The sequence below is a fragment of the Pseudomonas sp. HD57-3 genome, assembly GCF_056113135.1.
Window position 1 is genome coordinate 5,462,907 of sequence record NZ_CM148568.1, and the last position, 23,818, is coordinate 5,486,724.

The following is a 23,818-nucleotide window of genomic DNA, read 5'->3' on the forward strand; positions in this document are numbered from 1 at the left end:
GTTAGGCTGAGAATTTTTTACTTATTCAAGGCCTGCACCATGACTGCAACATCCATATATAAAGGGCAACATTACGACTTAATTAAATCGCGCATCGATCCGGTGTTCAGCGATATGCAGTTACATCGGGCCCAGGCGCTGAGCAACACGCCTCTGCAGCTTGAACCATGGATGATCGAGACTTCGGCCAACGAGCTGGAACGAATGTCCGCCGATAACCGAAAGGCGTGGGGCGCACAGAACCGTATCGATCGCCTGCTCGGACGACTTCAGGATGTGTACGCATTCGCCGAACCCTTGCTCAAGGCAAAGCTGCTCGAACAGTTCCAGATCGATATCGACGTCAAGAACACCTACCTGAGACTGTATACCTCGGCTCAAACGCCCTGGTACGTCCACAACTTCAGCAAAGGCTCCAAGGCCAGAACCGTTTCGATGCTTGATGCGGCATTGCATAACTTCGCACGCGACGAGCGCTATCAACATTATTCGACCTTCATTATCAAAACCGATGTCGCACGCGACTTGTTCGACCCCTCGCCGATCAACCAGAAAATAAGCGTGAGCCAGTTTCAGGCGTTGTGCCGGGAGCTGGACATTGGCGCGCTCTACAAGCGCCATCTCGAGAGCATTCTGCTGGACAAGGAACCGGTGGCCGAAACGTACCTGCGCACCCGGGTCGAGCAAAGCCTGCAAGCGACGCTCAAGGCTGCCGCGCAAATGGCCCGGCTCAAAAAAGACATTGGTCACAGCGCCCATGGGCTGATCCGCGAAGTGCTGCTTGGCCGTCAGAATCTGCTGCTGGACGGCCAGGCGATGCGGGTCTGCGACCTGGGCATGATGGACCTGACTTTCACCGGCATCCTGATCATTCGGCCGGATCCGGAACAGCCGCAACACTCGCAAAAAATGATTGCCTATGTCCCCCATGACCCGGAGCACCCGCTCAAGGAATACGCCTCGACCCTGGACTTCATGCAAGAGCTGACCCGCCAGCTGCGGACCAACCAGACATCACCTTCCTCCGGACTCAGCTACCGGCAATTCTTCAGTCAGTTTGTCGATCATGAGCAGCGCGGGCATTTTTTCGCCGGGCTCGAACAACGCCTGAGCTACGTGAAATGGTATCCGCGGGAACGGGGAGATTCGCGTCCCTCCTGGCGGGAAACACCGGTGGAGAAACCGCAACTGCAATTCAGCGCACCGCCGATCAGCTCGCCGCTGTGGACGTACCTTTTTCAGCAACGACTCAACAAGATTCTCAATGACGCCCGCCAGATTGCGGTGCCAACCGCCGACGCCGATGACAATGCGCGCTGGGCGTGGTGGGAAAACGTTCTGAAGATTGCCGGCGACATTTTCAACGCCGCGTTGTTCGTCCTGATGCCGTTCGTGCCGTATGTCGGTGTCGCGATGCTGGTCTACACGGCTTTTCAGCTGACCAATGAAGTCGTCGAAGGCGCAGTGGAGCTTGGTTATAAACACTGGGCCGAGGCTGCGCAACATGTCGTCGGTGTCGTCAACGATGTGGTGCAACTGGCGGCATTTGTCGTCGGTGGCCAGGCCGCCCAAAAAATCCTCAAATTGTCGCCACGGGTCGAAAGCATGAAACCGGTGACGGGACACGACGGAAAAATCCGCTTGTGGCACACCGACCTCACGCCCTACGCGCAAACAGACATTACCCCACCGCCCGCATCGAAACCGTCCGCATCCGGGCTGTATCGCCACGCGGACAAAGTGCTGCTGCCCCTCGACGGTCGGTACTACGCGGTGAAATATGACCGCAGCAACGGTCGCCATCGCGTCCAGCATCCGACCCGTCCACAAGCCTACTCGCCACAACTGCGCCACAACGAACAGGGTGCGTGGGTGCACGAGGGGGAAACACCGCAAGACTGGGAGGGCTCGATCCTGATGCGCCGGTTGGGCCCCGGCGTTGACGGCTACAACGATAGCGAACTGGAACACCTGCGCAGCATCAGCGGCACCGCGCCAGAATCACTGCGCCGGATGTACGTGGAAAACACGCCACCACCGGCGCTCCTGTCCGATACCCTGACGCGTTTCCGGATCTGGGACGAAACCCGCAACGTCGGCCAGTTGATTCGTTCCGGACAACCGCTGGCCCCGACTGCCTACTGGTTCAGCCGAATGGTGCCGGACATGCCCGGCTGGCCTGCCGACAAGGCGCTGAAAGTATTTGAAACCGCTGATTCGAGCGACAACTTTCACCTGTACGGCAATCCACAAGCGACAGCCGAACAGACGATGAGCATCGGCATTCCTGACCTGTTGGCCGGCGAGCTGCCGGAACGGCTGGTGGACTTTCTCGACGATGCAGACATGCAGTCCCTGCTCGGCCATCAATACCCCAAAAGCCAGCGGGCACAGGTGTTGCGCAACCAGCTGGGGGATATCGTGGAAACCCGTACGCCCGACATTTTCGATTACCAGTATCGGGCCGCAGATCATAGTGGCGATGCCCAGGTGCAACTGCTGCAACAGCAATTTCCACCACTGCCTTCACGGGTCGCCGAGGCGCTGCTGAAGAAAGCGACGCCGGCCGAACAGGCCATCATCCGCGAAGAACAGCGCATCCCCCTGCGCCTGAAAGATCAGGCCCGGGAAAGCGCCTTTGAAATCAGTGCGGCGCGTGCCATTGAAGGTTTGTATGAACCGGCATTGCGACTGCCCGATACCGAGCGCTTGATTCTCAACGTCCTGAGACAACGCACCGATACCTTCGCCGATCTGCGCATTGAAGTACGCGAGCACTTCTATGACGGCGCGCTTCGCTGCAGTGTGGGCGACGAGCAGGCCAGTATCGTGCGCGTGCTGGTCCGGGATCAGCGTGGCCGCTATGAAGTGCGCGATGCGCGCAACGACAGTCTGCATCCTGCCGCAGACTTGTATGAAGCCATCCTGCTGGCCATGCCCGCCGACAAGCGTACCGCGCTGGGTTACCGCGCCGGCCAGGGACAATTGTTCAGACAATGGGTGCTGGTCATGACCGAGCGCCCCGCCGAGCGCAGGACGCTGCTTGCGCGTCCACCGATTCGCGCGCAGGTTCCGTTGCAAACCGAACTGCTGCTGCGCGGGCCGGGACAATCGAAAAAAGCGTTGAGCGTGGAAGAGAAAGTCCAGAATCTCTATCCGCATTTCGACCAGGCCGAGGCGTTGGCTTTCAGTCGATCCCTGCAAGCGAACGGTGCCCCTCACTCACAGATCAAGATGCTTGAGCAGGAGATTCAACAGCTCAAGCAGACCCTGGAAACCTGGCGTCAGCGCTACCTGACTGATTGGGATCCTGAAAACCCGGACAGCAACGTGCCACGTGCCTATTGGGACTACCAGCAAAAGGGCGGGCAGTTTCTCGCCGAACGCTTGCTGGACTGTTTCGAACGCAAGTCCGAGGTGTTCGGCGAGCGCAGTCTCAGCGTGCAGGAAGGCTATCGACTGGACCTGTCCAGCGAGTGGTTGCCCAAGGACATCGAGCGTTGGTGGCGGCAGTTGCCGGAAGAGCTGAAGCCCTGGATCGATCAGGTCACAACCCTGAACCTGGACGGATCGGTATTTTCTCAATCACCGAACGGCCTGTTGAAAGACCTTCCCCACCTGCGCCAGTTCAGCGCCCGCAACTGCGGGCTGACAGTTCTGCCGGAGCCTGTCGGCAAGATGCATTTGCTGGAAACCCTGCGCCTGAACGACAACCAGATCCGCCTGACGCCGACCACTGTCGAGCAACTGCGCAACATGACGCGCATGGAAACCCTCAGGCTCGATCACAACCCGCTGAGCCTTGCGCCGAATGTCGAGCGCATGCCACGGCTCAAGGTGTTGAGCCTGATCGACACCGGCCTCGAGAGCTGGCCACCGGGATTGTTCGAAAAATCCCGGCCACGCGGCTTCTTTCTTGATCTGGGCGCGAATGCGCTCAAGCGCATCCCGGATGTGCCGCCGGGCTCCGATAACGCGCGGCTGATCGCCCGTACCCGGGTCTACGCCAACAGGCTCTCGGACCCGGTTCGGGTCAAGTACGAACATTACCGGACTTCGGTGGGGATCCATCCACGCCTGACGTATAACAGGGCGGCGGAAGATCTGCTCGAGCGCTGGCCCGCATTCGTCGACACCTCGCTGCGCAACGAAACGGCCGGGCTCGGCACCTATCGCCCCGAGGCCTGGCACGACCTTGCGGGGGAGCCAAACGCCGACGGTTTCTTCTCGGTGATCGAAGACTTGACCCATTCGGCCGATTACATCGCTGGCGGCAAAGCCAATGATCAACTGACCGACCGCGTCTGGCGGATGATTGGCGCCATGGACATCGACACGCCGCTGCGCGAGGAGCTGTTTTTGATGTCGACCGATCCTGAAGGTTGCGAGGATGCCGGCGCGCAACTGTTCAACAACATGGGGGTCAAGGTGCTGGCTTCCGAAGCCTACTCGTACTCGACCAACCAGGCCGAGCTTGAGCGCAAGCTGGTGACACTGGCCAAAGGATCGGCGCGTCTCGGTCAGGTCACTGAAATTGCCCGGGCCGATATCAGGAACCGCACGGGCAATCCCGATGAAGTCGAAGTGCATCTGGCCTACGAAACAGGCATGGCGGCCAGACTGGAGCTGCCCTGGCAATCCGAAGGCATGAGGTATCGCCTGGTCGCCGGTGTCGATGATCAGACCATTGCCAAGGCTATCGAGTCTTTGCTCAAGGCAGAAGAAGGCGATGGCCTGGTCAATCAGATGATCGAGCTACCGTTCTGGGAAAGCTATCTGCGCAACAACTGGCCAGGTGAAATGGAAACCAACAAACAGCTGCACATGGAAAAGCTCGACGTGCTGGAAGCGCTGAAATCCGCGCAACGAGACTGGGCGCAATCAACCGACTCGTTACCTGCCGAGCGCGCATTGCGCAGGCGCACCCTCAGCGACCTGGCAAAGCGCTTGCCGATTGCCGAACAGGAGGTTTTCACCGGAATGGAAATGAGCACCGAAACCTATGACCGCCTGCTTCGTGACATCGGTTATCAGGAGAAGGAACTGCGCCGCCAGCTCACCCGGGAGGCCATGAGCAGGGCCGGAATCTGAATATCGCCTGCATAACGATCACGCCCTGAAGCCTCGCTGCAAAAGTCTTCAGGGCCCAAGCGCTAAACCTCCGAATCCCAGATCACCGTGACGTTGCCGACATAGCGTTTGCCTTTTCCCGGCTGGAGCATCTGTTCGACATACACGCCCGGAATCTCGAAGTGCAGCGTCGCGGGTGCTCGCTGCATGAAACTGGAAGGTTGAAACGCCACGCCATCAGGATTGTTGCTCAAGGGGCGGCGCTTCACCGGTTGGCCTGCGGTATCGGAAATGCTGTCGGGCAGGCTCACACTCAGAAAAACCTGCGCATCGGTGGCGCCGCTGAGCGTATCGCGCAATGCGCAGGCACCGACGGCGGCGTGCTCGCATTCGAAGTGCATTTTGAAACGCGAGGACGCGGAAATATTGAAAGTCTGATCGCGAAACAGCCGGGTCGGTTTGCTGCCCTGCTGCAACCAGGCCTGCCAGCCGCCTTGCGGCACCAGCGCAACCTTGTTGCCGCCGGGCGGGATGTCGACCTTGAGCACATGCTGCACGTCGAGAAGAACCCTGAACGTCAGGCTGGAGGTGTCAGGCAACAGGTTGTTGCCCGTGTCGATGTCCTGACCGGAACCCACGCCATAGGTCAGTTCACCCGCATAGATTCCCGCCGACATGCCCAGCGGATTGGGTGTACGCAGCTCATAGGCCACGTCCAGATAGTCGTAGGACATCCACGGAATGACGAATGCAGACTGTTTGCTGCAAAAGTTTTCGGCGGGGGTAAACCAGAAAAAACGAAAGAAGTTCGGACCATAAGAGGACATTGCACCGGGTTCGCACGGCCTGGGCGGTACGTGCCATCCCGACCTTGCCCAAAGCGCGTTATGCGCTTCGTATTCTCCGGAAACGCCAGTCAGATTGCTTGCCGTATCACTGAGCACATAACGTGTACCGAAGCCACCGATACGCATTTCCACGGTTTGCGTCTCACCGGTAACGATATTGCGCACCGTCAGGCTGCGCCATTGCGCCGGCATCTTGAATGTCGCACCGTCGCGCTCAGCGCTTTCTGGCCGTATTGCCTGTACCGACGAGAAACGCATTGGCAACGAAACCCCCATAAGGTCGTAGCGTCGACAATCATTCGGGTACTGGCCGCAGTAACCGCTCTGCGGTGTCTGGTTGATGAACCCATTGTTCTGCGGGTTGGCGGGATCGGGGACGTAGGTCGCGCGAAGTTCCTGAGTGATGGCAGCCGCCGACGTTGAAAGCAGGCCACCGCAGAAGCAAAACACGCTGTTCTTCAAGCACTTGCGCACAGCTGAAACCATTGGCTATTTCCTTGCCTGTCAGGTCGTTTGTCCTTGTTCGGCATGCGCTGTTCATCCTGCCGGCGCCGCCACGTTGAACACGATATTGACCGTGCCGTTGTACTCGCCCGGCTTGTAGCCACCGGCCTGCTCGCGAGGCACGATCTCCAGTTGCACACGACGGCCCGCCATCGCCTCCTCTGCGGACACCACTTGCCGGGGCGTCGGATCCTGGGCCAGTTCCTTGCCGTTGAAGCTGACGCGCAACACGATGTTGTCACGAGAATCGCCGCCGGCGGTCAGGTAAGGGAAATTCTCGAGACGCGCTTCAATGGCACTGCCGTCGGTTTTCACATCAAAGCTCTTGCGCAGCCCCAGCAACGTCGAGGTGTGGATATCCCACGGCAGGGTCTGCTCACGATGGATCCAGTCGGCTTCGCTGGGGAGCACGTAAAAACCCAGTGTCGGAATGTCCACCGAGACTTCGAAGGTGTGCTTTTCCTGGGCGGCAAACACCGCCGGATGGATCGATGTCGGGACGCTCAGACAGAGTACGATGGCGACTCGCTTGATCATGGCTGGGATCTCTGCGTGGGTGATGGTGACAATCAACTTCCCGGTGCCTTTGCGTTGAACAACAGCATGACTGTGCCGTCGTAATCCCCTGGCTTGAAACCGCCGAGCGGCTTGATCGGATCGATTTCCAGCAGCACACGCTTCCCGACGGCCGCTTCGGCCTGCGACAGGACTTCGCGCGGACGAACGTCTGCGCTCAGCAACACGCCGTTGAATTTCACATGCAGCAGGATCTCTTCGCCCAGCCTGCCATTGGAGAGGCGTCCGGTGCTTTCCAGCCGCGCTTCGATTGCACTGCTGTCATGGCGCACGTCAAACGATTTACGCAAGCCGCGCAGGGTCGAGGTGTTGTAATCCCAGAGCAGGCGCTGCGGGCGGTGAATCCAGTCCGACTCTGCGGGGATGACGTAGAACGCCCGACTGGGAATGGTCAGGAACACTTCGAAGTTGAGCTCTTCCCGAACCGCCCAAGCGGGGATACTCATCAGGGCGGTGAAAGCCATCAGTGCCGCAGCGGCGCATTGCTTGTTCATGATCGATACCTGGCGCGTCGTGGATAGAGGCCTTAGCGGCGCGCGACCCTGAGGTCTTTCCTGTTGTCGCCTTCCACCAGTTTGAAGCGGTATTCGCGGCCGGCTTCTTTTTCAAAGGCGAAGCTTTTGCCAGCCATCACGTGGTGTTTGGTGGTCGCGCCGCAATCGGCTTCATTGCTCACCGAACAGCTTTTGAATTCGTCGACCACCATCACCGTGTTGCCGTTGTTGCGGATCTCGTAGCGTTCGGCCGTGTCGCTGATCACCGTGTCGAAACGTGCATCTTTGGGGCGCACGAAAAACACGATGCCAAATCCGGTCATCACGTTGACCCCGGCCGACAGCGACTTTTTGTAGTCTTCGCGCTCCTCTTGGGAGACCACGAATTCGTCTTCCTTTTCCGGCACGACCGGCACGAAACGCACGCGGAAGTAGCGTTCGCGATCCCGCTCACCCATGTACAGCAAGCGCGTGCCCTGCATGCCCTGCGCCGGCACGATCAGGCGCGCGGGGCTGGCCATGATGCCGTTGCGCGAAGCGCCGTCGGCCGCGTTGACCACGGGAATCTCCTGCGGTTTGCCGTCGGCGTCATAGACGATTTCCAGCACATTGATCTTGACGAAAGCGGTGCTGTCACCGCTGTTGAAAACACGCTTCAGGTACGTACTTTTGTCGCCGTCGAGATAGTCGTACACGGTGCCGACATTGATCTGCGGCCCGGCATGGGCAGTCAGGCAACACAGGCCGGACAGCATCAGCAAAAACATTCGAGTCATGGAATTCAACCTCGTGAAAATGAAAATTGGCCAGCCCCGGAGGTTCATACTTCCGAGTCGAAAATGATGGTGACGTTGCCCCACAGCGTGCCGTTCATGCCGGGTTTGAGCAGCGATTCGATCCATCGTCGAGGGATCTGGAAACGCAAGGTGCCGGGTTTTCGATCAACGTAACGAGTAGGCTCGAACGGCCCCAGCCAGGTGTTGTGCGACAACGTGCCGGACCAGCCATCGCTGTTGCCGGGGCCTGTGATACCTCGGGGCAGGGTCAGCTTGACCTCGAACTTGGAAAAGCCCACTTCGTTGTTGCCGATGCCGCACTCAGTGCCGCCCAGCGAGTTGCAGATCATCATCACCTTGAAGGGTGACGAGGCCGACAGGTAAAACTGCTGGTCGCGATAGATCTCGGTCGGCATGCGCCCCGTGTCGATCCAGCGTTGCCATCCGCCAACCGGTTCCATCGTCACCTTGTCGCCGCCGGGTGGCAGATCGACTTTCAGGGCGTGATGAACGTCGAGCACGAAGTCCAGGGTCAGGCTGGAGTCATCCGCACGAAAAAAGGGCCCCATGTTGAAGTCCGCGCCACCCGCTCCGACGCTATAGGTCAATGCGCCGGTGTACGTACCGGTCGGCATGGTCAACGGATCGGGAGTGCGCAACTCGTAGGCGATATCGAGATACTCGAAATCCATATGCCCGACATCCATCGCGGCAGTCTTGATACAGCTGCCTTGCACGGGCGTCTTCCAGAAAAACTGATAAGTCGTCGGTGAAGGAAGACCCCATCCGCTATAGAGGCAGGGGGGCGCGGCGTAGACCCAGGAACTGCCCTCCCAGAGTTTGCGATGCGCCTCCCCCACATCAGACTCGCCTGTCAACTCGGTGACGGGCTTGCTCAAGCGAAAGCGCGAGCCGATTCCGCTGATTCGGACCTCTACCGGACGCGTCTGCTGGGTCTGCTGATTGGTTACGTTCAGGACTTGCCAGGCGGCGGGCACTTTCACCCAGACACCATTGGACGAAAACAGCGGGGTAAACGTACTGAAGCGAATCGGCACCCGGATGCTGAACATGCCGTTGCTGGCGCACTCACTCGGGAAATCCGCGCAATAACCACTGTTTGGCGTCTTGTTGACGAACACATTCTTGTTCGGCTGCGAGGAGTCGGGTTGGAACAATGCCCTGATTTCCTGATTCGCCGCCTCGACCGAAGGCAGGCTCAGTGCCGCGATCAAGGCCATGAATACGGTTAGCTTTTTCACGCTCAACCCGCCTTCTGATCGGTAGAGGTCGCATCGGCCAGGGTGTCCGGTGTGCAACGCAGATCCCCGATCATCAACACATTGTTTTCGCTGCGGTGCTGATCCGCCTCGAGGCGGAACTGGCACAGCAGGCGGTTATCCTGGCGCACCTCGAGGGTCGGCGATCCGGCGTTCATTTCCATCGAGAAGAACCCGTCGACCTCGGTCACCCCGCGACTGGCGTGGTTGATCACGTGATGCCCCTTGAGCGGCTGGCCCTGTTCGTTGACCAGCCGACCGAGCACGGTCAGGGTTTTCATCACACGGATCTTGCGGTAGTCGACCCCACCCTTGTTCAGGTGGTAACGGGTACGCGCCGGTTCGATGGTCGCCGCAGGCACGCTGTTGCCTTCGAAGTCAAAGCTCACCGAGCTGTTCTGGTACGCCGTGATAGGGATGAAGTTGCGCCCCGGTTTCAGCGCTGCGCTGCCGCCGCTGAAGTCGTCGGCGCGCAAGGCAATGCCCTCGATGTCCGACTCGACGTCGACAATCATCCCGGCCCCGCGCATTTCGTATTCGCTGGTCATGAGCATCTGCTGGCCGCCGACCACCAGCGTGCTGTCGAGGTTGAGACCGCCGGTGAAATTGCCGTTGTAGGACGAGCGCTGGATGAAGCCGTCGCCATTGATCGTGTCGGTGCGAAAGTTGGCCAGGCCGGACGCGCCGATGCCATAGGTGTCGGTCAACGCCGTCACCGAGACGTTCTGCAGGACGTGGCCCTTGAGGTCCTTGCGCCAGCCGATCGAAGCGTTGTTGTCACGCCCGCCGTCGCGGTCGGTGCGCGAACCGATGCTGCCGGTGATCTGCTCGCCGGGCGCGCCCAGCGCCATGTTCAGGCTCAAGTCGACCCCGCGATTACGCGCATCGCCACTGCTGTAGCTGCCCGGTCGATCGAACAGCGACAAGCGCCAGTTGGCGTCATTGCCGAACAGTTCGCTGCGCCGGGTCCAGCCCAGATCCACGCCGACGCCTTCGACATTGCCTTCGCTGTGGGAGACCCGTGCGTTGAGCGAATTGCGGCTGTTGAGCCGGTGGTTGAGCGCCAGCGACGAGTTGCTGGTTTCGCCGATGAACACATTGCGCTGACGCACCCGGGTGCCGTCCGGCAGGGTTTCGTACTGGTCGGTGGTGTCGAGCCAGCTGCGGTTGTGGCTGATCACCAGACTGCCGGAACCGTAGTTGTACAGGCTCTGCAAATCGAGGCCGGTGCCGTGATCCTCGGTCTTGTAGACGTTGGCATACAGGCTGATGTGATTGGCCAAGGTCCAGTCGATGGACGTACCGTATTGCAGCTTTTCGCGAATCTGCCGCGCCGACAGGCCGAGGATCACTCGCGGGTGCAGCAGGTAGTTGAGCGAGGCGCCCGCCGTAGGACTGCCGCTGGACTGTTGATCCCAGTTGCTCAGCAGTTTCTGTTCTTCGCCGGCAAACAGGTTGTAACGCCAGCGCTCGTCGAGGTTGCGCCAGTTGCTGGGCTTGTACACCAGCTCCTGGGTACTGGACGTGATCTGGCCGTCTTCGATCAACCGCACTTCCACCTCGTAAATGCCACCGGGCAGCGGTCGTGTGTCGAGGGTCTGCAAACCGGCGGGTATCGATTGAGTGTTGATCAGCAGACCGTCGCGCCAGATCTCCACCGAACCTTGGCGATTGGCGGTGACGTAAATCGGGTAGACGCTGGGCGCTGCGTTGTTGATCGCCAGGCTGTCGGAGCTGCCGTACATCACGCCGACCGCCGTGTCAGGGCTGGTGCCGAACGTGCGCGGCTGGCGGGTCAGCCCTTCGGAATTGGGGGTGAAATAGCCCAGGCGAAAGAAATTGCCTTGCAGTTCGCGCTGGGTGTAGAGCTCGTGGACGGCGTGATAGAGCTTGTCGTCCGGGCCGCCGAGGCGAGCCATTTGCATGTTGAAGGTCTGGCTCCAGTTGCCCAGGCTGCCGCTGGCTTCGAGGCCAAAACGTCCGCCCAGATCCTGATCCTGGCCGCCATTGAGGTTGAGCTGGTTTCGCACCATCAGCCCGCTGCTGCCGTCTTCGGGTTGGTCATAGAAACGCTTGGTTTCCAGGTCACGCTCAGCGTTCTCGGTGAGAACCGAGAGCAACGAATTTTCCAGGTTGTAATGCACCGCCAGCACCTGATCGGGGCAGGAGCCGGTGCACGCGCCCAGCGGCACGCCAGGTTTGAGATAGGCCGCCCACTTCTCGCGTTCGGCGGGTGTGTAGCGGTTTTCACTGGTGTCAGTGAATTCCAGCAACGTGACGCGATCATCGCGGGACAACACCACCATGGCTTCCCCCAGCGGTTGCTGGTCGAGTTCGACCCGCACCGCCAGCGGCACATCGAAAAAGTGCTCTTCGAAATCTGCCGGCAAACCTTTGGCCTGCGCCAGCAGACTGCGCGGAGTCGTGCCGGCGGGTTCGGAAGCGGCCGCTGCGTTGGCACAAAACAACAGCGCAAGCGCAGCCGCGACGGGTGTCATCGGGAACATGAACTCGTACTCTGATTTACAAAAGTTGAAGTCCGGCGGAACAGACACTGCTGCTTATCCCGCCGGGGAACGCGACTCTGGCAAGCTGCGTTGAGTGCAGATCAACCGATTACTTGCCACCACCGATCGGCGGCACGGCATCGAAAGTCATGGCGACAACACCGGTGTAATCACCCGGCTGGAAAGTGCTGCCTTTGGCACTGATTTTCAGCGGCGCGCGATAGTTGACGTCAGACTCCGACTCACCCACGACCATTTGCGGGGTCAGGGTCAGTTCCTTGTTGTTGAACAGCACTTGCAGATCGATCGCCTGGGCGCCGGAGATCAGTTTCGGCACGCTTTCCAGGCTGGCATGCACAGAACCGTTGTTATTGCGCACATCGAAGAAGCCATTGACTTCACGCATCTTGCCGGTGCTTGGCTGGAAGCTCATGTCCTGGTCTTTGTTGACCAGGTCGGAGTCGGTCGGCACCACGTAGAAACCGTTGGTCGGTACGTGGGCGATCAGGCTGATGGAGTGACGGGCTTCACCGGCAGCGAAGGTCACGGACGAGCTCAGGGCCAGGGCAGCGAGAGAAGCGGTGATTGCGATTTTCTTGAACATCGGTCAGTACCTGTTTTCTTTTTAAGGAATCGGAACATTGAAGTTCATGTCACACCGGTCGATAAGTACCGAAACATGGAAGTTCAACGCCGGGGCATGATCGACGCTTGTCTCAAGAATGTAAGCAGGCAACTTCCCACGAGCTTGTAGTTCAACAACCTCGCGACACGAAAGAAAAAACATCAAAAAATAAAAATATATAAAAGTAGCTGTAAGACATTCCCTACCTACAGTTATTCATGAAAAAAGTTACAGCAGCTTCGACAATACCGGTCAGCACTTTCTAATCTTTTTAGAATATAAGCTCAAGTATTAATAGAGTGATAGCTTTAACTTTCCGGTTATTCCTGTCTCGATCAACAAGCCATGGCGGTCCCTCCGTCGGAGCGCCTTTCTCGCCGTTGACCACTCGTCAGCTCTGCGGCAAAAAGCCCTTGCCCAGCCGTAAAGATATATCTTAAGTTGTATCTAAACACGACGAGAGAAGACTGAAATGAGAGACCATCATTCCCCCCACCGCGACCACGGCGACAGCCGTGACGGCTTCGAAAAACGCCACGGCCGCGAGCGCGGCGGTCGCGGCCCACGGGTCTTTGCCCCGGGCGATCTGAAATTGCTGCTGTTGGCGCTGATCGCCGAGCAGCCGTGCCACGGCTACGACCTGATCCGCCAGATCGAAACCATGTTCGACGGCGCGTACAGCCCCAGCCCGGGCGTGATCTACCCGACCCTGACATTCCTCGAAGAAAGCGAAATGATCACCGGCGACGCCGAAGGCGGCAAAAAGCGCTACGCGGTAACCGATGCCGGCCGTCAATCCCTCAGCGAACAAGCGGTGGCGCTGGACGGCGTGCGCATGCGCATCGACGTCAGCAAGCGCTCGCTGCGCGGCCACGACCGGCCGCCGGAAATCCATGAGGCGGTGCACAACCTGCGTCATGCCCTGCAGATGCACCACGGGCGCTGGAGCCCGGAAGAAATCCTGCGGGTGCGCGACCTGCTCAACGACACCGCCAAAGCCATCGTCGACGGCCCCGCCGTTCAATCTGCCCCGGAGAAAGCCGAATGACTGAAGTACAGACCCAAGGCATCCATCGTGTGATGCACGAAATCAAACGTCGCCGCCTGGAAGTGTTGCGCGTCGTCGACCTGACCCCGCGCATGCGCCGCATCACCCTCGGCGGGCCGGAACTGGCCGGCTTCATCAGCCTGGGCACCGACGATCACGTCAAGCTGCTGTTCCCGCAGAACGCCGAACAGACCGCCGCGCTGGAAACCCTGGTGCTCGGCGGCGGCAAGAGCGATGTGCCGATGCCCGAAATGCGCGACTACACCCCGCGCCGTTACGACCTCGACAAGCAGGAGCTGGACATCGATTTCGTCCTGCATGGCGACGGCCCTGCCTCGACCTGGGCCGAGCAGGCCAAACCGGGGCAATTCCTGCATATCGGCGGCCCGCGTGGCTCGATGATCGTGCCGGACATCTTCGATAGCTACCTGCTGATCGGCGACGAAACCGCCCTGCCCGCCATCGCCCGCCGCCTAGAAGGCCTGGCAGCCAATCGCAAGGCGTTGGTGGTGATCGAGGTGGAAAACGGCAAGGAGCAGCAAACCCTGGAAAGTGCGGCGCAGGTCAACGTGATCTGGGTATTGCGCGAAGGTGGCAAGGACAATCTGCTGACGACCGTCAAACAGTTGCAGGTGCCCAAGGGCAATCTGTACGCGTGGGTGGCGACGGAAACCAAAGTCTCGCGGCAGATCCGCCGAGTGCTGCTTGATGAGCACGGGCTGGATGAGCAGTTCGTCAAAGCCGTAGGCTACTGGCGCGCCGAAGGCTCCGAAGAAGAGTGATTACGAGCGGCGGCGCTGTTAAAGGCGCCGCCCTTGCCAGCGGTCGATGCCAATCACCAGCAATGCAATTAGCACAAACCCCAGCAGAATCCCCCCGGCATTGACGAACACCTGTGGATAACCCAGCAGTGCCACGTCAATGAACGGATAGGCGTAAGCCCCCAGCAAATGCCCGCGCAACAGCGCATAGGCGAAGTACACCAGCGGATAGATCAGCCACAACGGCAGGTGCTTCAGACGCAAGCTGCCCTTCGGCACGCACAACCACCAATACGCCAGAAACAGCAGCGGCATCACGTCGTGGAGCAATTCGTCAGCGATAAATTGCCAGCCCTGCGGATGCCACAAATGCCGCAGAAGAATGCTGTATGCCAGGCCCACCACCGCAATGCTCACGGCAATCCCGCTGCTGACCCAGGGTTGCAGAAACCAGCGTCGCGCTGCGGATTCGCGGTCGGTCACCGCGCAGGTCAGCACCACCGCCACCAGGGTGTTGGTGAGCACAGTGAAGTAACTGAAGAAACTCACCAGCCCGCCCAGCAGACTGGCGCCAACGCTCAGGCGCGCGAAGAAAATCAGGTACAGCTGAATTCCCAGCCCGGCCCAGCCCAGCACCGCAGCCGAAGTGATCAGGCGTCGCCGCAGCTCGGCGTTCATCTCAGAGCGGACGCTTGGTGCGCATCAGTTTCACGTACAGACGCTCGACCTTTTCCCGCGCCCATGGGGTCTTGCGCAAAAAGGTCAGGCTCGACTTGATGGTCGGATCGCTCTTGAAGCAGCGGATGTCGATGCGCTCTGCCAGGCCCGACCATTCGTAGTGGGTCACCAGTGCATTGAGGATCTGTTCGAGGGTCACGCCGTGCAGCGGATCGGGATTGTGGTCGTTCATGCCGGGCCTTTGGGCGAAGTGAAAATGCAGAAGCCGCGCACCTTAGCCGAGGGCATGGGCGGGTGGAAGGCCTTGGGTTAAATGTAGGCCAACCGGAGAAGATCGCAGCCTGCGCCAACACCCGCAATGCGCTGTATTGCCGCACTGTTACCGAATCCGAAAGGGTTCATGTCTGCAAAAGCACTTTGTGTTTTTGTAACAGGACATTATCCTGCCGCCCTTCTGCTGAATCGCTTCACTGCCTGCGTCAAATCGTAGCGGCCAGCTTATCCCCCAAAAAGATCAAGAAAGACCCTATTCATGCCCGATTTTCCGTTCTCCCGAGACAGCGCTATCTCAACCCTGCGCCTGATCGGCGGCTGCACCGCCCTTGGCCTCGCCACCTGCACCCAGGCCGCTCCGGCCTTCGACAGTGAATCACCGTGGATGCTCGGTGATTGGAACGGCACCCGCAGCGAACTCGCGGCAAAAGGTATCGACTTCAAGCTCGACTACACCGGCGAAATGGGCAGCAACCTGCACGGCGGCTATGACCACGACCGCACTGCGCGCTACAGCGACCAATGGGGCCTCGGCACTCATCTGGACCTGCAAAAACTGCTGGGCTGGAACGACGCTGAATTCCAGCTGACCGTAACCAAGCGCAGCGGCAACAACATCAGCAACGACCGCATCAACGACCCGCGCATCGGTGGCTTCACTTCCGCCCAGGAAGTCTGGGGCCGTGGCCAGACCACCCGCCTGACGCAGATGTGGTACCAGCAGAAGTTCTTCGACCAGAAGCTCGACATCAAGGTCGGCCGCTTCGGCGAAGGCGAAGACTTCAACACCTTCCCGTGCGACTTCCAGAACCTGGCGTTCTGCGGCTCGCAGGTCGGCAACTGGGTCGGCGGCATCTGGTACAACTGGCCGGTCAGCCAGTGGGCGCTGCGCGTCAAATATCACCTGACGCCGGAGCTGTACGCGCAAATCGGCGCCTATGAGCAGAACCCGTCGAACCTCGATCGCGGCAACGGCTTCAAGCTCAGCGGCAGCGGCACCCAGGGCGCGATCCTGCCGATCGAACTGGTGTGGAAGCCGAAACTCAACGGCCTGCCGGGCGAATACCGCGCCGGTTACTACTACAGCAACGCCAAGGCCACCGACGCCTATAAAGACAGCAACGGCCAGCCGGCTGCCCTGAGCGGCGAAGCCTATCGCAGCGCTTCGAGCAAACACGGCGTGTGGCTCGGCGTGCAACAGCAGGTCACCAGCGTCGCCAGCGACAACTCCCGTGGTCTGAGCGTGTTCGCCAACGGCACGATGCACGACAAAAAGACCAACGCCATCGACAACTACGTCCAGGCCGGCGTGGTCTACAAAGGCCTGTTCGGCGCCCGCGCCAAGGACGACATCGGCTTCGCCCTGGCCCGCGTCCACGTCAACCCGGCCTACCGCAAGAACGCCGAAGCGACCAACCAGGCTCGCGCCGTCTACGACTACGACGATCCGTCGTTCCTGCCACCACAGGACACTGAATACAGCGCCGAACTCTATTACGGCGTGCACGTCACCAACTGGCTGACCGTGCGCCCGAACCTGCAATACATCCGCCATCCCGGCGGTGTGGACAAGGTCGATGACGCGCTGATCGGCGGGATCAAGATCCAGTCGTCGTTCTGACCCAATGCAGGCCGCTCAGGCCTGCAGATGAAATTCGATAGCAAGACAAGTTTTTATCTGAACCATGCCCGCGCCCGATCGTCATCTACAGTGACTACAGCGCGGGACTACTTGAAACGTCACGGAGAACCACACTATGAGCACTGAAGGTGCTTCGAGTCGAAGCCGTCTTCTGCCGAACCTGCTCGGCATTCTGCTTCTGCTGATGGGCCTGGCCATGCTGGCCGGGGGAATCAAGCTGAGTACGCTCGGCGGCTCGCTGTATTACCTGCTGGCCGGTATCGGCATCACGCTGACCGGCATTCTGATGCTGATGGGCCGTCGCGCAGCATTGGGCCTGTACGCCATCGTGCTGTTCGCCAGCACCGTCTGGGCGCTGTGGGAAGTCGGCCTGGACTGGTGGCAACTGGTGCCGCGTCTGGCGCTGTGGTTTGTCCTCGGCTTCGTGATGCTGCTGCCGTGGTTCCGTCGCCCGCTGCTGCTCAACGGTCCTGCACCGATGGGCACCGGCGGTTTGACCGTGGCCGTGATTCTGGCCGGCGTCACCGCTCTGGCCAGCCTGTTCACCCACCCGGGCGAAACCTTCGGCGAACTGGGTCGCGACACCGCCGACACCACCAGCACCGCCCCGCAAATGCCGGACGGCGACTGGCAGGCCTACGGCCGCACCGAGTTCGGTGACCGTTACTCGCCACTGAAGCAGATCACCCCGGCCAACGTCGGCAAGCTGCAAGAAGCCTGGCGCATCCAGACCGGCGACCTGCCGACTGCCGATGACCCGGTGGAACTGACCAACGAAAACACCCCGCTGAAAGCCAACGGCATGCTCTACGCCTGCACCGCGCACAGCAAAGTGTTGGCACTGGACCCGGACACCGGCAAGGAACTGTGGCGCTTCGACCCGCAGATCAAGAGCCCGGTCGGCTTCAAGGGCTTCGCCCACATGACTTGCCGTGGCGTGTCGTACTACGACGAAGCCGCTTACGCCAAGTCTGAAAATGCAGCCTCCGCCGTCATCTCCGAGGCCGGCAAAGCCGTCGCCCAGGCTTGCCCGCGTCGCCTGTACCTGCCGACCGCCGATGCCCGCCTGATCGCACTGAACGCCGACACCGGCAAGATCTGCGAAGGCTTCGGCACCAACGGTGTGGTTGACCTGACCCAAGGCATCGGCCCGTTCACCGCCGGTGGCTACTACTCCACTTCGCCAGCCGCGATTACTCGCGATCTGGTGATCATGGGCGGTCACGTCACCGACAACGAATCGACCAACGAGCCGTCCGGCGTGATCCGCGCCTACGACGTGCGCGACGGTCATCTGGTCTGGAACTGGGACAGCAACAACCCGGACGCCACCGAACCCCTGGCCCCGGGCCAGACCTACAGCCGCAACTCGGCCAACATGTGGTCGCTGGCCAGCGTCGATGAAAAACTCGGCATGGTCTACCTGCCTCTGGGCAACCAGACTCCAGACCAATGGGGCGCCGACCGCACCCCGGGCGCCGAGAAATTCAGCGCCGGCGTCGTCGCCCTGGACCTGGGCACCGGCAAAGTGCGCTGGAACTACCAGTTCACCCACCACGACCTGTGGGACATGGACGTCGGCAGCCAGCCAACCCTGCTGGACATGAAAACCGCCGACGGCATCAAGCCTGCGCTAATCGCCCCGACCAAACAGGGCAGCCTGTACGTCCTCGACCGTCGTGACGGCACGCCGATCATCCCGATCCAGGAAATCCCGGTTCCGCAAGGCGCCGTGAAAGGCGACCACACCGCCCCGACCCAGGCCCGTTCGGACCTGAACCTGCTGGCCCCGGAACTGACCGAAAAAGCCATGTGGGGCGCCAGCCCGTTCGACCAGATGCTGTGCCGCATCCAGTTCAAGGAACTGCGCTACGAAGGCCAATACACGCCTCCGTCGGAACAGGGCAGCCTGATCTACCCGGGTAACGTCGGCGTGTTCAACTGGGGCGGTGTTTCTGTCGACCCGGTTCGCCAGATGCTGTTCACCAGCCCGAACTACATGGCCTTCGTCTCGAAAATGGTGCCACGCGAGAAAGTCGCCGCCGGCAGCAAACGCGAGAGCGAAACCGCCGGCGTGCAACCGAACACCGGCGCGCCATACGCGGTGATCATGCACCCGTTCATGTCGCCACTGGGCGTACCGTGCCAGGCCCCGGCTTGGGGCTACGTCGCCGGTATCGACCTGACCACCGGCAAAGTCGTCTGGAAACGCAAAAACGGCACCAGCCGCGACAGCTCGCCAATCCCGATCGGCTTCACCCTGGGCGTGCCAAGCATGGGCGGCTCGATCGTCACCGCTGGCGGCGTCGGCTTCCTCAGCGGCACCCTCGACCAGTACCTGCGCGCCTACGACGTGAACACCGGTAAAGAACTGTGGAAATCGCGTCTGCCTGCCGGCGGCCAAGCGACCCCGATGACCTACACCGGCAAAGACGGCAAGCAATACGTCCTGCTCGTGGTGGGTGGTCACGGTTCGTTGGGCACCAAGATGGGTGACTATGTGATTGCTTACAAACTGCCGGAATAAGTTGTAACGGCAGTAAGGAAAAAGGCGATGCCCTGTGAGGGGTGTCGCCTTTTTTGTGGGCTGCGGTTTTTCAACGGGGTGTTTATGTCCTACAGACGGGGTGTTTGCGGGGGATGTTTCTGACATGTCGCGTCGGTTGTGGCTCGGAAATGGGGTGGATAGGCTTTGGGGGTCGCTGAAACATTCAGCGAACGGGCGTCGCAGTCCGCTCAACTCACTTGGTGCATAATCGCCACCCCAAACCGAAGTGCCTCGGCACTTTTCGTTTGTTAATGGTGGCTGTGCGCGGGATACCTTCGGGTATGCCGGAGTTTTCCGAGTGATCCGGTCTGCGAACCCGCGCACAGCTGCCACCCTCCATCGTTTCGCAGCGATTCGTGGTAGCTCAATTTGTCACTTGGAGTTCCACCATGAAAAAACCAACACCCAATCCCCCCGAATCAAACGACACCTCGCCATACGAATCCCCTGATTCAAAGAAACTCCACGACGCCGCCGAACGCGCCCTCGACCATCACTTCAACCCTATCCCGAAAAAATGCCCCGGCCGCCGACCGAGCCAGATGTTCCAGATATCCCCGGACATGGACGACGAAACCCTCCTGGCTCATGCGTGTGAGTCTTTGGCCACAGCCAGTGTCATGGCCAGTGATGTAGCGGCTTTTGTCGATACGCCGCAGCGGCATCGGATCCTGGGAATTCAGCAGGTGATCATGCTGGCGGAACTGGCGGTGAACCGAGTACTGGATAACGTCGAAGTACAGCGTTACCCGACACCCAGCTAAGCCGCCCTGACGAAATCGACTGCCAGCCACAGACCGCATGCGCTGGCAGATCGATTGGGACGCAGAGCGTCCCGGGCTGCATTCCCACGCAGAGCGTGGGAACGATCAAAGCCACCCTGACGAAATCGACTGCCAGCCACAAACCGCATTCGCTGGCAGATCGACTGGGACGCAGAGCGTCCCGGGCTGCATTCCCACGCAGAGCGTGGGAACGATCAAAGCCACCCTGACGAAATCGACTGCCAGCCACAGACCGCATTCGCTGGCAGCTCGACTGGGACGCAGAGCGTCCCGGGCTGCATTCCCACGCAGAGCGTAGGAACGATCAAGTTACAGCCATGCGCGGGAGGGCCTACGCCCTGCCAGGTTCCATTCCCCGGTCGACCAACCCGCGCATAGCTCCCCAAAAAACAGGATGAGCGTTAGCTCGACAAAGCTCTTGATCTTGATCCACCCGTCCCGTCGGCAGGCTGAGTGGAGGGGTTCATCCGGGGGGTAGGCGCGCAGCGCCGTTCGACGCAGTCGAACACATCGAGAGGAGGTGCAGCGAAGCAAACCGGAGGCGATGCCCCCGGATGAATCCCGGAGCGAAGGAACCCCGAGCCTCAGCGAGCGGGCCGAACGTTGGGACAAGCCTTTTTTTGCTTACTTTTTTGAGGCGTTTGTCAAAAAAGTGAGTCGCCGTAAGGGCGAAACCGCCAGCGGGCGCACCCGCAGAAACGGATATTCACCCAAACATCCAGAGCATGGCCGGCCCAAAGGCCGCCAAGCCCAAGCCCAACCCCAAAACCCTGTCAAAACCCTGAACACACAAGCAGAAACATCCCGACCCATTGAAACCACCAAAACCCTGCCCCATCTAAGACCCATACCCAATTGCGCAGGTGCCCCATGAGCGACCAGCAAGAATTCCCCGAGAACCCCGACGACATCACCGAAACCGACGCCGAACACATCGAACACCACGTCCCCGGCAAAGGCCTGGCCCTGCCCGGCCAGAACCTGCCGGACAAGGTCTACATCATCCCGATCCACAACCGCCCGTTCTTCCCGGCCCAGGTCCTGCCGGTCATCGTCAACGAAGAACCCTGGGCCGAAACCCTCGAACTGGTCAGCAAATCCGAACACCACTCCCTGGCCCTGTTCTTCATGGACACCCCCCAGGAAGACCCACGCCACTTCGACACCAAGGCGTTGCCGCAATACGGCACCCTGGTCAAGGTGCACCACGCCAGCCGCGAAAACGGCAAACTGCAATTCGTCGCCCAGGGCCTGAGCCGCGTCCGCATCAAGACCTGGCTCAAGCACCACCGCCCGCCCTATCTCGTTGAAGTCGAATACCCGCACCAGCCCACCGAGCCGACCGACGAGGTCAAGGCTTACGGCATGGCGCTGATCAACGCGATCAAGGAACTGCTGCCGCTCAACCCGCTGTACAGCGAAGAGCTGAAGAACTACCTCAACCGCTTCAGCCCCAACGACCCGTCGCCGCTGACCGACTTCGCCGCCGCCCTGACCTCCGCCACCGGCCCCGAGCTGCAGGAAGTGCTCGACTGCGTGCCGATGCTCAAGCGCATGGAAAAAGTCCTGCCGATGCTGCGCAAGGAAGTCGAAGTCGCGCGCCTGCAAAAAGAAATCTCCGCCGAAGTGAACCGCAAGATCGGCGAGCATCAGCGCGAGTTCTTCCTCAAGGAACAGCTCAAGGTCATCCAGCAGGAACTCGGCCTGACCAAGGACGACCGCAGCGCCGATCTCGAACAGTTCGAGCAGCGCCTGGAAGGCAAGGTCCTGCCGACGCAGGTGCAGAAGCGCCTCGAAGAAGAAATGAACAAACTGTCGATCCTCGAAACCGGATCGCCGGAATACGCGGTCACCCGCAATTACCTCGACTGGGCCACCTCGGTGCCGTGGGGCGTGTACGGCGAGGACAAACTCGACCTCAAGCACGCGCGCAAGGTGCTGGATAAACACCACGCCGGCCTCGACGACATCAAGGACCGGATCCTCGAATTTCTCGCGGTCGGTGCCTATAAAGGCGAGATCAGCGGTTCCATCGTGCTGCTGGTCGGCCCGCCGGGCGTGGGTAAAACCAGCGTCGGCAAATCGATCGCCGAATCCCTCGGCCGGCCGTTCTACCGCTTCAGCCTCGGCGGCATGCGCGACGAAGCCGAGATCAAGGGCCACCGCCGCACCTACATCGGCGCGCAGCCGGGCAAACTCGTGCAGGCGTTGAAAGACGTCGAAGTGATGAACCCGGTGATCATGCTCGACGAGATCGACAAGATGGGCCAGAGCTACCAGGGCGACCCGGCCTCGGCGCTGCTGGAAACCCTCGACCCGGAACAGAACGTCGAATTCCTCGACCACTATCTGGACCTGCGGATGGACCTGTCGAAAGTCCTGTTCGTCTGCACCGCCAACACCCTGGATTCGATTCCCGGCCCGTTGCTGGACCGGATGGAAGTGATTCGCCTGTCCGGCTACATCACCGAAGAAAAGGTCGCCATCGCCAAGCGTCACCTGTGGCCGAAACTGCTGGAAAAGGCCGGCGTGTCCAAGGGCAGCCTGAGCATCAGCGATACGGCGCTCAAAGCCTTGATCGACGGTTACGCCCGTGAAGCCGGCGTGCGCCAGCTGGAAAAACAGATGGGCAAACTGGTGCGCAAAGCGGTGATGAAGCTGATCGACGATCCGAAAGCGGTGATCAAGATCGGCCCGAAAGACCTCGAAGCGTCCCTCGGCCATCCGGTGTTCCGCAACGAGCAAGTGTTGTCCGGCACCGGCGTGATCACCGGCCTGGCCTGGACCAGCATGGGCGGCGCGACCTTGCCGATCGAGGCCACGCGGATTCACACGTTCAATCGTGGTTTCAAACTCACCGGGCAACTGGGCGACGTGATGAAGGAGTCGGCGGAGATCGCCTACAGCTACGTCAGCTCGCACCTCAAATCCTTCGGTGGCGATCCGAAATTCTTCGACGAGGCTTTCGTCCACCTGCACGTGCCGGAAGGCGCAACGCCGAAAGACGGCCCGAGCGCCGGCGTGACCATGGCCAGCGCCCTGCTCTCCCTCGCCCGTAATCAGGCGCCGAAAAAAGGCGTGGCGATGACCGGTGAACTGACGCTGACCGGGCATGTGCTGCCGATTGGCGGGGTGCGCGAGAAGGTGATTGCGGCGCGACGGCAGAAGATTTTCGAGTTGATTCTGCCGGAGGCGAATCGTGGGAATTTCGAAGAGCTGCCGGATTACTTGAAGGAAGGCATTACGGTGCATTTCGCCAAGAAGTTTGCGGATGTGGCGAAGGTGCTTTTCTAACGCTCCCCTGCTGATCGTTCCCACGCTCTGCGTGGGAATGCCGCCCGGGACGCTCTGCGTCCCTTCACAAGCGTGACGCGGAGCGTCACAGGATGCATTCCCACGCGGA

The 23,818-nt window shown here is 60.3% G+C and carries 16 protein-coding genes; 7 read left to right on the forward strand and 9 right to left on the reverse strand.

Annotated elements, in window-relative coordinates; all coding sequences use genetic code 11:
- Positions 1-114 precede the first annotated feature (114 nt).
- Positions 115-5,091, forward strand: coding sequence for an NEL-type E3 ubiquitin ligase domain-containing protein (locus tag AC0R79_RS24710; protein WP_474731997.1), 4,977 nt, complete (start codon positions 115-117; stop codon positions 5,089-5,091).
- A 62-nt stretch (positions 5,092-5,153) separates the two neighbouring features.
- Here AC0R79_RS24710 and AC0R79_RS24715 read toward each other — a convergent pair whose 3' ends face one another.
- The 7 genes from AC0R79_RS24715 to AC0R79_RS24745 form a co-directional block, all read right to left on the reverse strand.
- Entirely contained in the window at positions 5,154-6,404 is a 1,251-nt protein-coding gene (locus AC0R79_RS24715) for a hypothetical protein (RefSeq protein WP_127799722.1), read from the reverse strand.
- Positions 6,405-6,455: 51 nt separating this feature from the next.
- Complete coding sequence (locus tag AC0R79_RS24720; RefSeq protein ID WP_375747829.1) at positions 6,456-6,959, reverse strand: CS1 type fimbrial major subunit; 504 nt, start codon at positions 6,957-6,959, stop codon at positions 6,456-6,458.
- A gap of 32 nt (positions 6,960-6,991) precedes the next feature.
- Entirely contained in the window at positions 6,992-7,492 is a 501-nt protein-coding gene (locus AC0R79_RS24725; protein ID WP_474731999.1) for a CS1 type fimbrial major subunit, read from the reverse strand.
- A 32-nt stretch (positions 7,493-7,524) separates the two neighbouring features.
- A complete protein-coding gene (locus AC0R79_RS24730) occupies positions 7,525-8,268 on the reverse strand; it encodes a molecular chaperone (protein ID WP_127799726.1) in 744 nt (247 codons plus the stop codon).
- A gap of 44 nt (positions 8,269-8,312) precedes the next feature.
- Complete coding sequence (locus AC0R79_RS24735; protein WP_375747830.1) at positions 8,313-9,530, reverse strand: hypothetical protein; 1,218 nt, start codon at positions 9,528-9,530, stop codon at positions 8,313-8,315.
- A gap of 2 nt (positions 9,531-9,532) precedes the next feature.
- Positions 9,533-12,055: a CS1-pili formation C-terminal domain-containing protein gene (locus AC0R79_RS24740; protein WP_375747831.1), complete on the reverse strand. Its 2,523-nt coding sequence runs from the start codon at positions 12,053-12,055 to the stop codon at positions 9,533-9,535.
- 109 nt (positions 12,056-12,164) lie between these two features.
- Positions 12,165-12,659: a CS1 type fimbrial major subunit gene (locus AC0R79_RS24745; protein WP_127799732.1), complete on the reverse strand. Its 495-nt coding sequence runs from the start codon at positions 12,657-12,659 to the stop codon at positions 12,165-12,167.
- Positions 12,660-13,152: 493 nt separating this feature from the next.
- On the opposite strand from AC0R79_RS24745, the gene AC0R79_RS24750 reads away from it, so the two are divergent.
- Positions 13,153-13,728, forward strand: a complete 576-nt coding sequence (locus AC0R79_RS24750; RefSeq protein ID WP_011335784.1) for a PadR family transcriptional regulator — start codon at positions 13,153-13,155, stop codon at positions 13,726-13,728.
- Positions 13,725-14,510, forward strand: coding sequence for a siderophore-interacting protein (locus AC0R79_RS24755; RefSeq protein WP_474732002.1), 786 nt, complete (start codon positions 13,725-13,727; stop codon positions 14,508-14,510). The genes AC0R79_RS24750 and AC0R79_RS24755 overlap by 4 nt, the downstream gene beginning before the upstream one ends.
- 18 nt (positions 14,511-14,528) lie before the next feature.
- Here AC0R79_RS24755 and AC0R79_RS24760 read toward each other — a convergent pair whose 3' ends face one another.
- Together AC0R79_RS24760 and AC0R79_RS24765 are read right to left on the reverse strand one after the other, a co-directional pair.
- Positions 14,529-15,167 carry a Pr6Pr family membrane protein gene (locus AC0R79_RS24760; RefSeq protein WP_127799734.1) on the reverse strand — a complete coding sequence of 213 codons (639 nt, stop codon included), beginning with the start codon at positions 15,165-15,167 and terminating at the stop codon, positions 14,529-14,531.
- 1 nt (position 15,168) lies between these two features.
- Positions 15,169-15,399 carry a VF530 family protein gene (locus tag AC0R79_RS24765; protein ID WP_007956650.1) on the reverse strand — a complete coding sequence of 77 codons (231 nt, stop codon included), beginning with the start codon at positions 15,397-15,399 and terminating at the stop codon, positions 15,169-15,171.
- Between the two features lie 300 nt (positions 15,400-15,699).
- On the opposite strand from AC0R79_RS24765, the gene AC0R79_RS24770 reads away from it, so the two are divergent.
- From AC0R79_RS24770 to lon, 4 genes are all read left to right on the forward strand, one after another.
- Entirely contained in the window at positions 15,700-17,061 is a 1,362-nt protein-coding gene (locus tag AC0R79_RS24770; protein ID WP_474732005.1) for a carbohydrate porin, read from the forward strand.
- 136 nt (positions 17,062-17,197) lie between these two features.
- Positions 17,198-19,609 carry a glucose/quinate/shikimate family membrane-bound PQQ-dependent dehydrogenase gene (locus AC0R79_RS24775; RefSeq protein ID WP_127799738.1) on the forward strand — a complete coding sequence of 804 codons (2,412 nt, stop codon included), beginning with the start codon at positions 17,198-17,200 and terminating at the stop codon, positions 19,607-19,609.
- A 410-nt stretch (positions 19,610-20,019) separates the two neighbouring features.
- Positions 20,020-20,394: a DUF6124 family protein gene (locus AC0R79_RS24780; protein ID WP_127799740.1), complete on the forward strand. Its 375-nt coding sequence runs from the start codon at positions 20,020-20,022 to the stop codon at positions 20,392-20,394.
- A gap of 891 nt (positions 20,395-21,285) precedes the next feature.
- Positions 21,286-23,709, forward strand: coding sequence for an endopeptidase La (gene lon / locus AC0R79_RS24785; protein ID WP_127799742.1), 2,424 nt, complete (start codon positions 21,286-21,288; stop codon positions 23,707-23,709).
- The last annotated feature ends 109 nt before the right edge of the window (positions 23,710-23,818 follow it).

Excerpts from the sequence above, each read along its gene's own strand:
- AC0R79_RS24720 (WP_375747829.1), bottom strand. The coding sequence starts at position 6,959 with ATGATCAAGCGAGTCGCCATCGTACTCTGTCTGAGCGTCCCGACATCG.
- lon (WP_127799742.1), top strand. The coding sequence starts at position 21,286 with ATGAGCGACCAGCAAGAATTCCCCGAGAACCCCGACGACATCACCGAA.
- AC0R79_RS24740 (WP_375747831.1), bottom strand. The coding sequence starts at position 12,055 with ATGTTCCCGATGACACCCGTCGCGGCTGCGCTTGCGCTGTTGTTTTGT.
- AC0R79_RS24770 (WP_474732005.1), top strand. The coding sequence starts at position 15,700 with ATGCCCGATTTTCCGTTCTCCCGAGACAGCGCTATCTCAACCCTGCGC.
- AC0R79_RS24765 (WP_007956650.1), bottom strand. The coding sequence starts at position 15,399 with ATGAACGACCACAATCCCGATCCGCTGCACGGCGTGACCCTCGAACAG.
- AC0R79_RS24715 (WP_127799722.1), bottom strand. The coding sequence starts at position 6,404 with ATGGTTTCAGCTGTGCGCAAGTGCTTGAAGAACAGCGTGTTTTGCTTC.
- AC0R79_RS24775 (WP_127799738.1), top strand. The coding sequence starts at position 17,198 with ATGAGCACTGAAGGTGCTTCGAGTCGAAGCCGTCTTCTGCCGAACCTG.
- AC0R79_RS24725 (WP_474731999.1), bottom strand. The coding sequence starts at position 7,492 with ATGAACAAGCAATGCGCCGCTGCGGCACTGATGGCTTTCACCGCCCTG.
- AC0R79_RS24780 (WP_127799740.1), top strand. The coding sequence starts at position 20,020 with ATGAAAAAACCAACACCCAATCCCCCCGAATCAAACGACACCTCGCCA.
- AC0R79_RS24745 (WP_127799732.1), bottom strand. The coding sequence starts at position 12,659 with ATGTTCAAGAAAATCGCAATCACCGCTTCTCTCGCTGCCCTGGCCCTG.
- AC0R79_RS24750 (WP_011335784.1), top strand. The coding sequence starts at position 13,153 with ATGAGAGACCATCATTCCCCCCACCGCGACCACGGCGACAGCCGTGAC.
- AC0R79_RS24755 (WP_474732002.1), top strand. The coding sequence starts at position 13,725 with ATGACTGAAGTACAGACCCAAGGCATCCATCGTGTGATGCACGAAATC.
- AC0R79_RS24730 (WP_127799726.1), bottom strand. The coding sequence starts at position 8,268 with ATGACTCGAATGTTTTTGCTGATGCTGTCCGGCCTGTGTTGCCTGACT.
- AC0R79_RS24710 (WP_474731997.1), top strand. The coding sequence starts at position 115 with ATGCAGTTACATCGGGCCCAGGCGCTGAGCAACACGCCTCTGCAGCTT.
- AC0R79_RS24760 (WP_127799734.1), bottom strand. The coding sequence starts at position 15,167 with ATGAACGCCGAGCTGCGGCGACGCCTGATCACTTCGGCTGCGGTGCTG.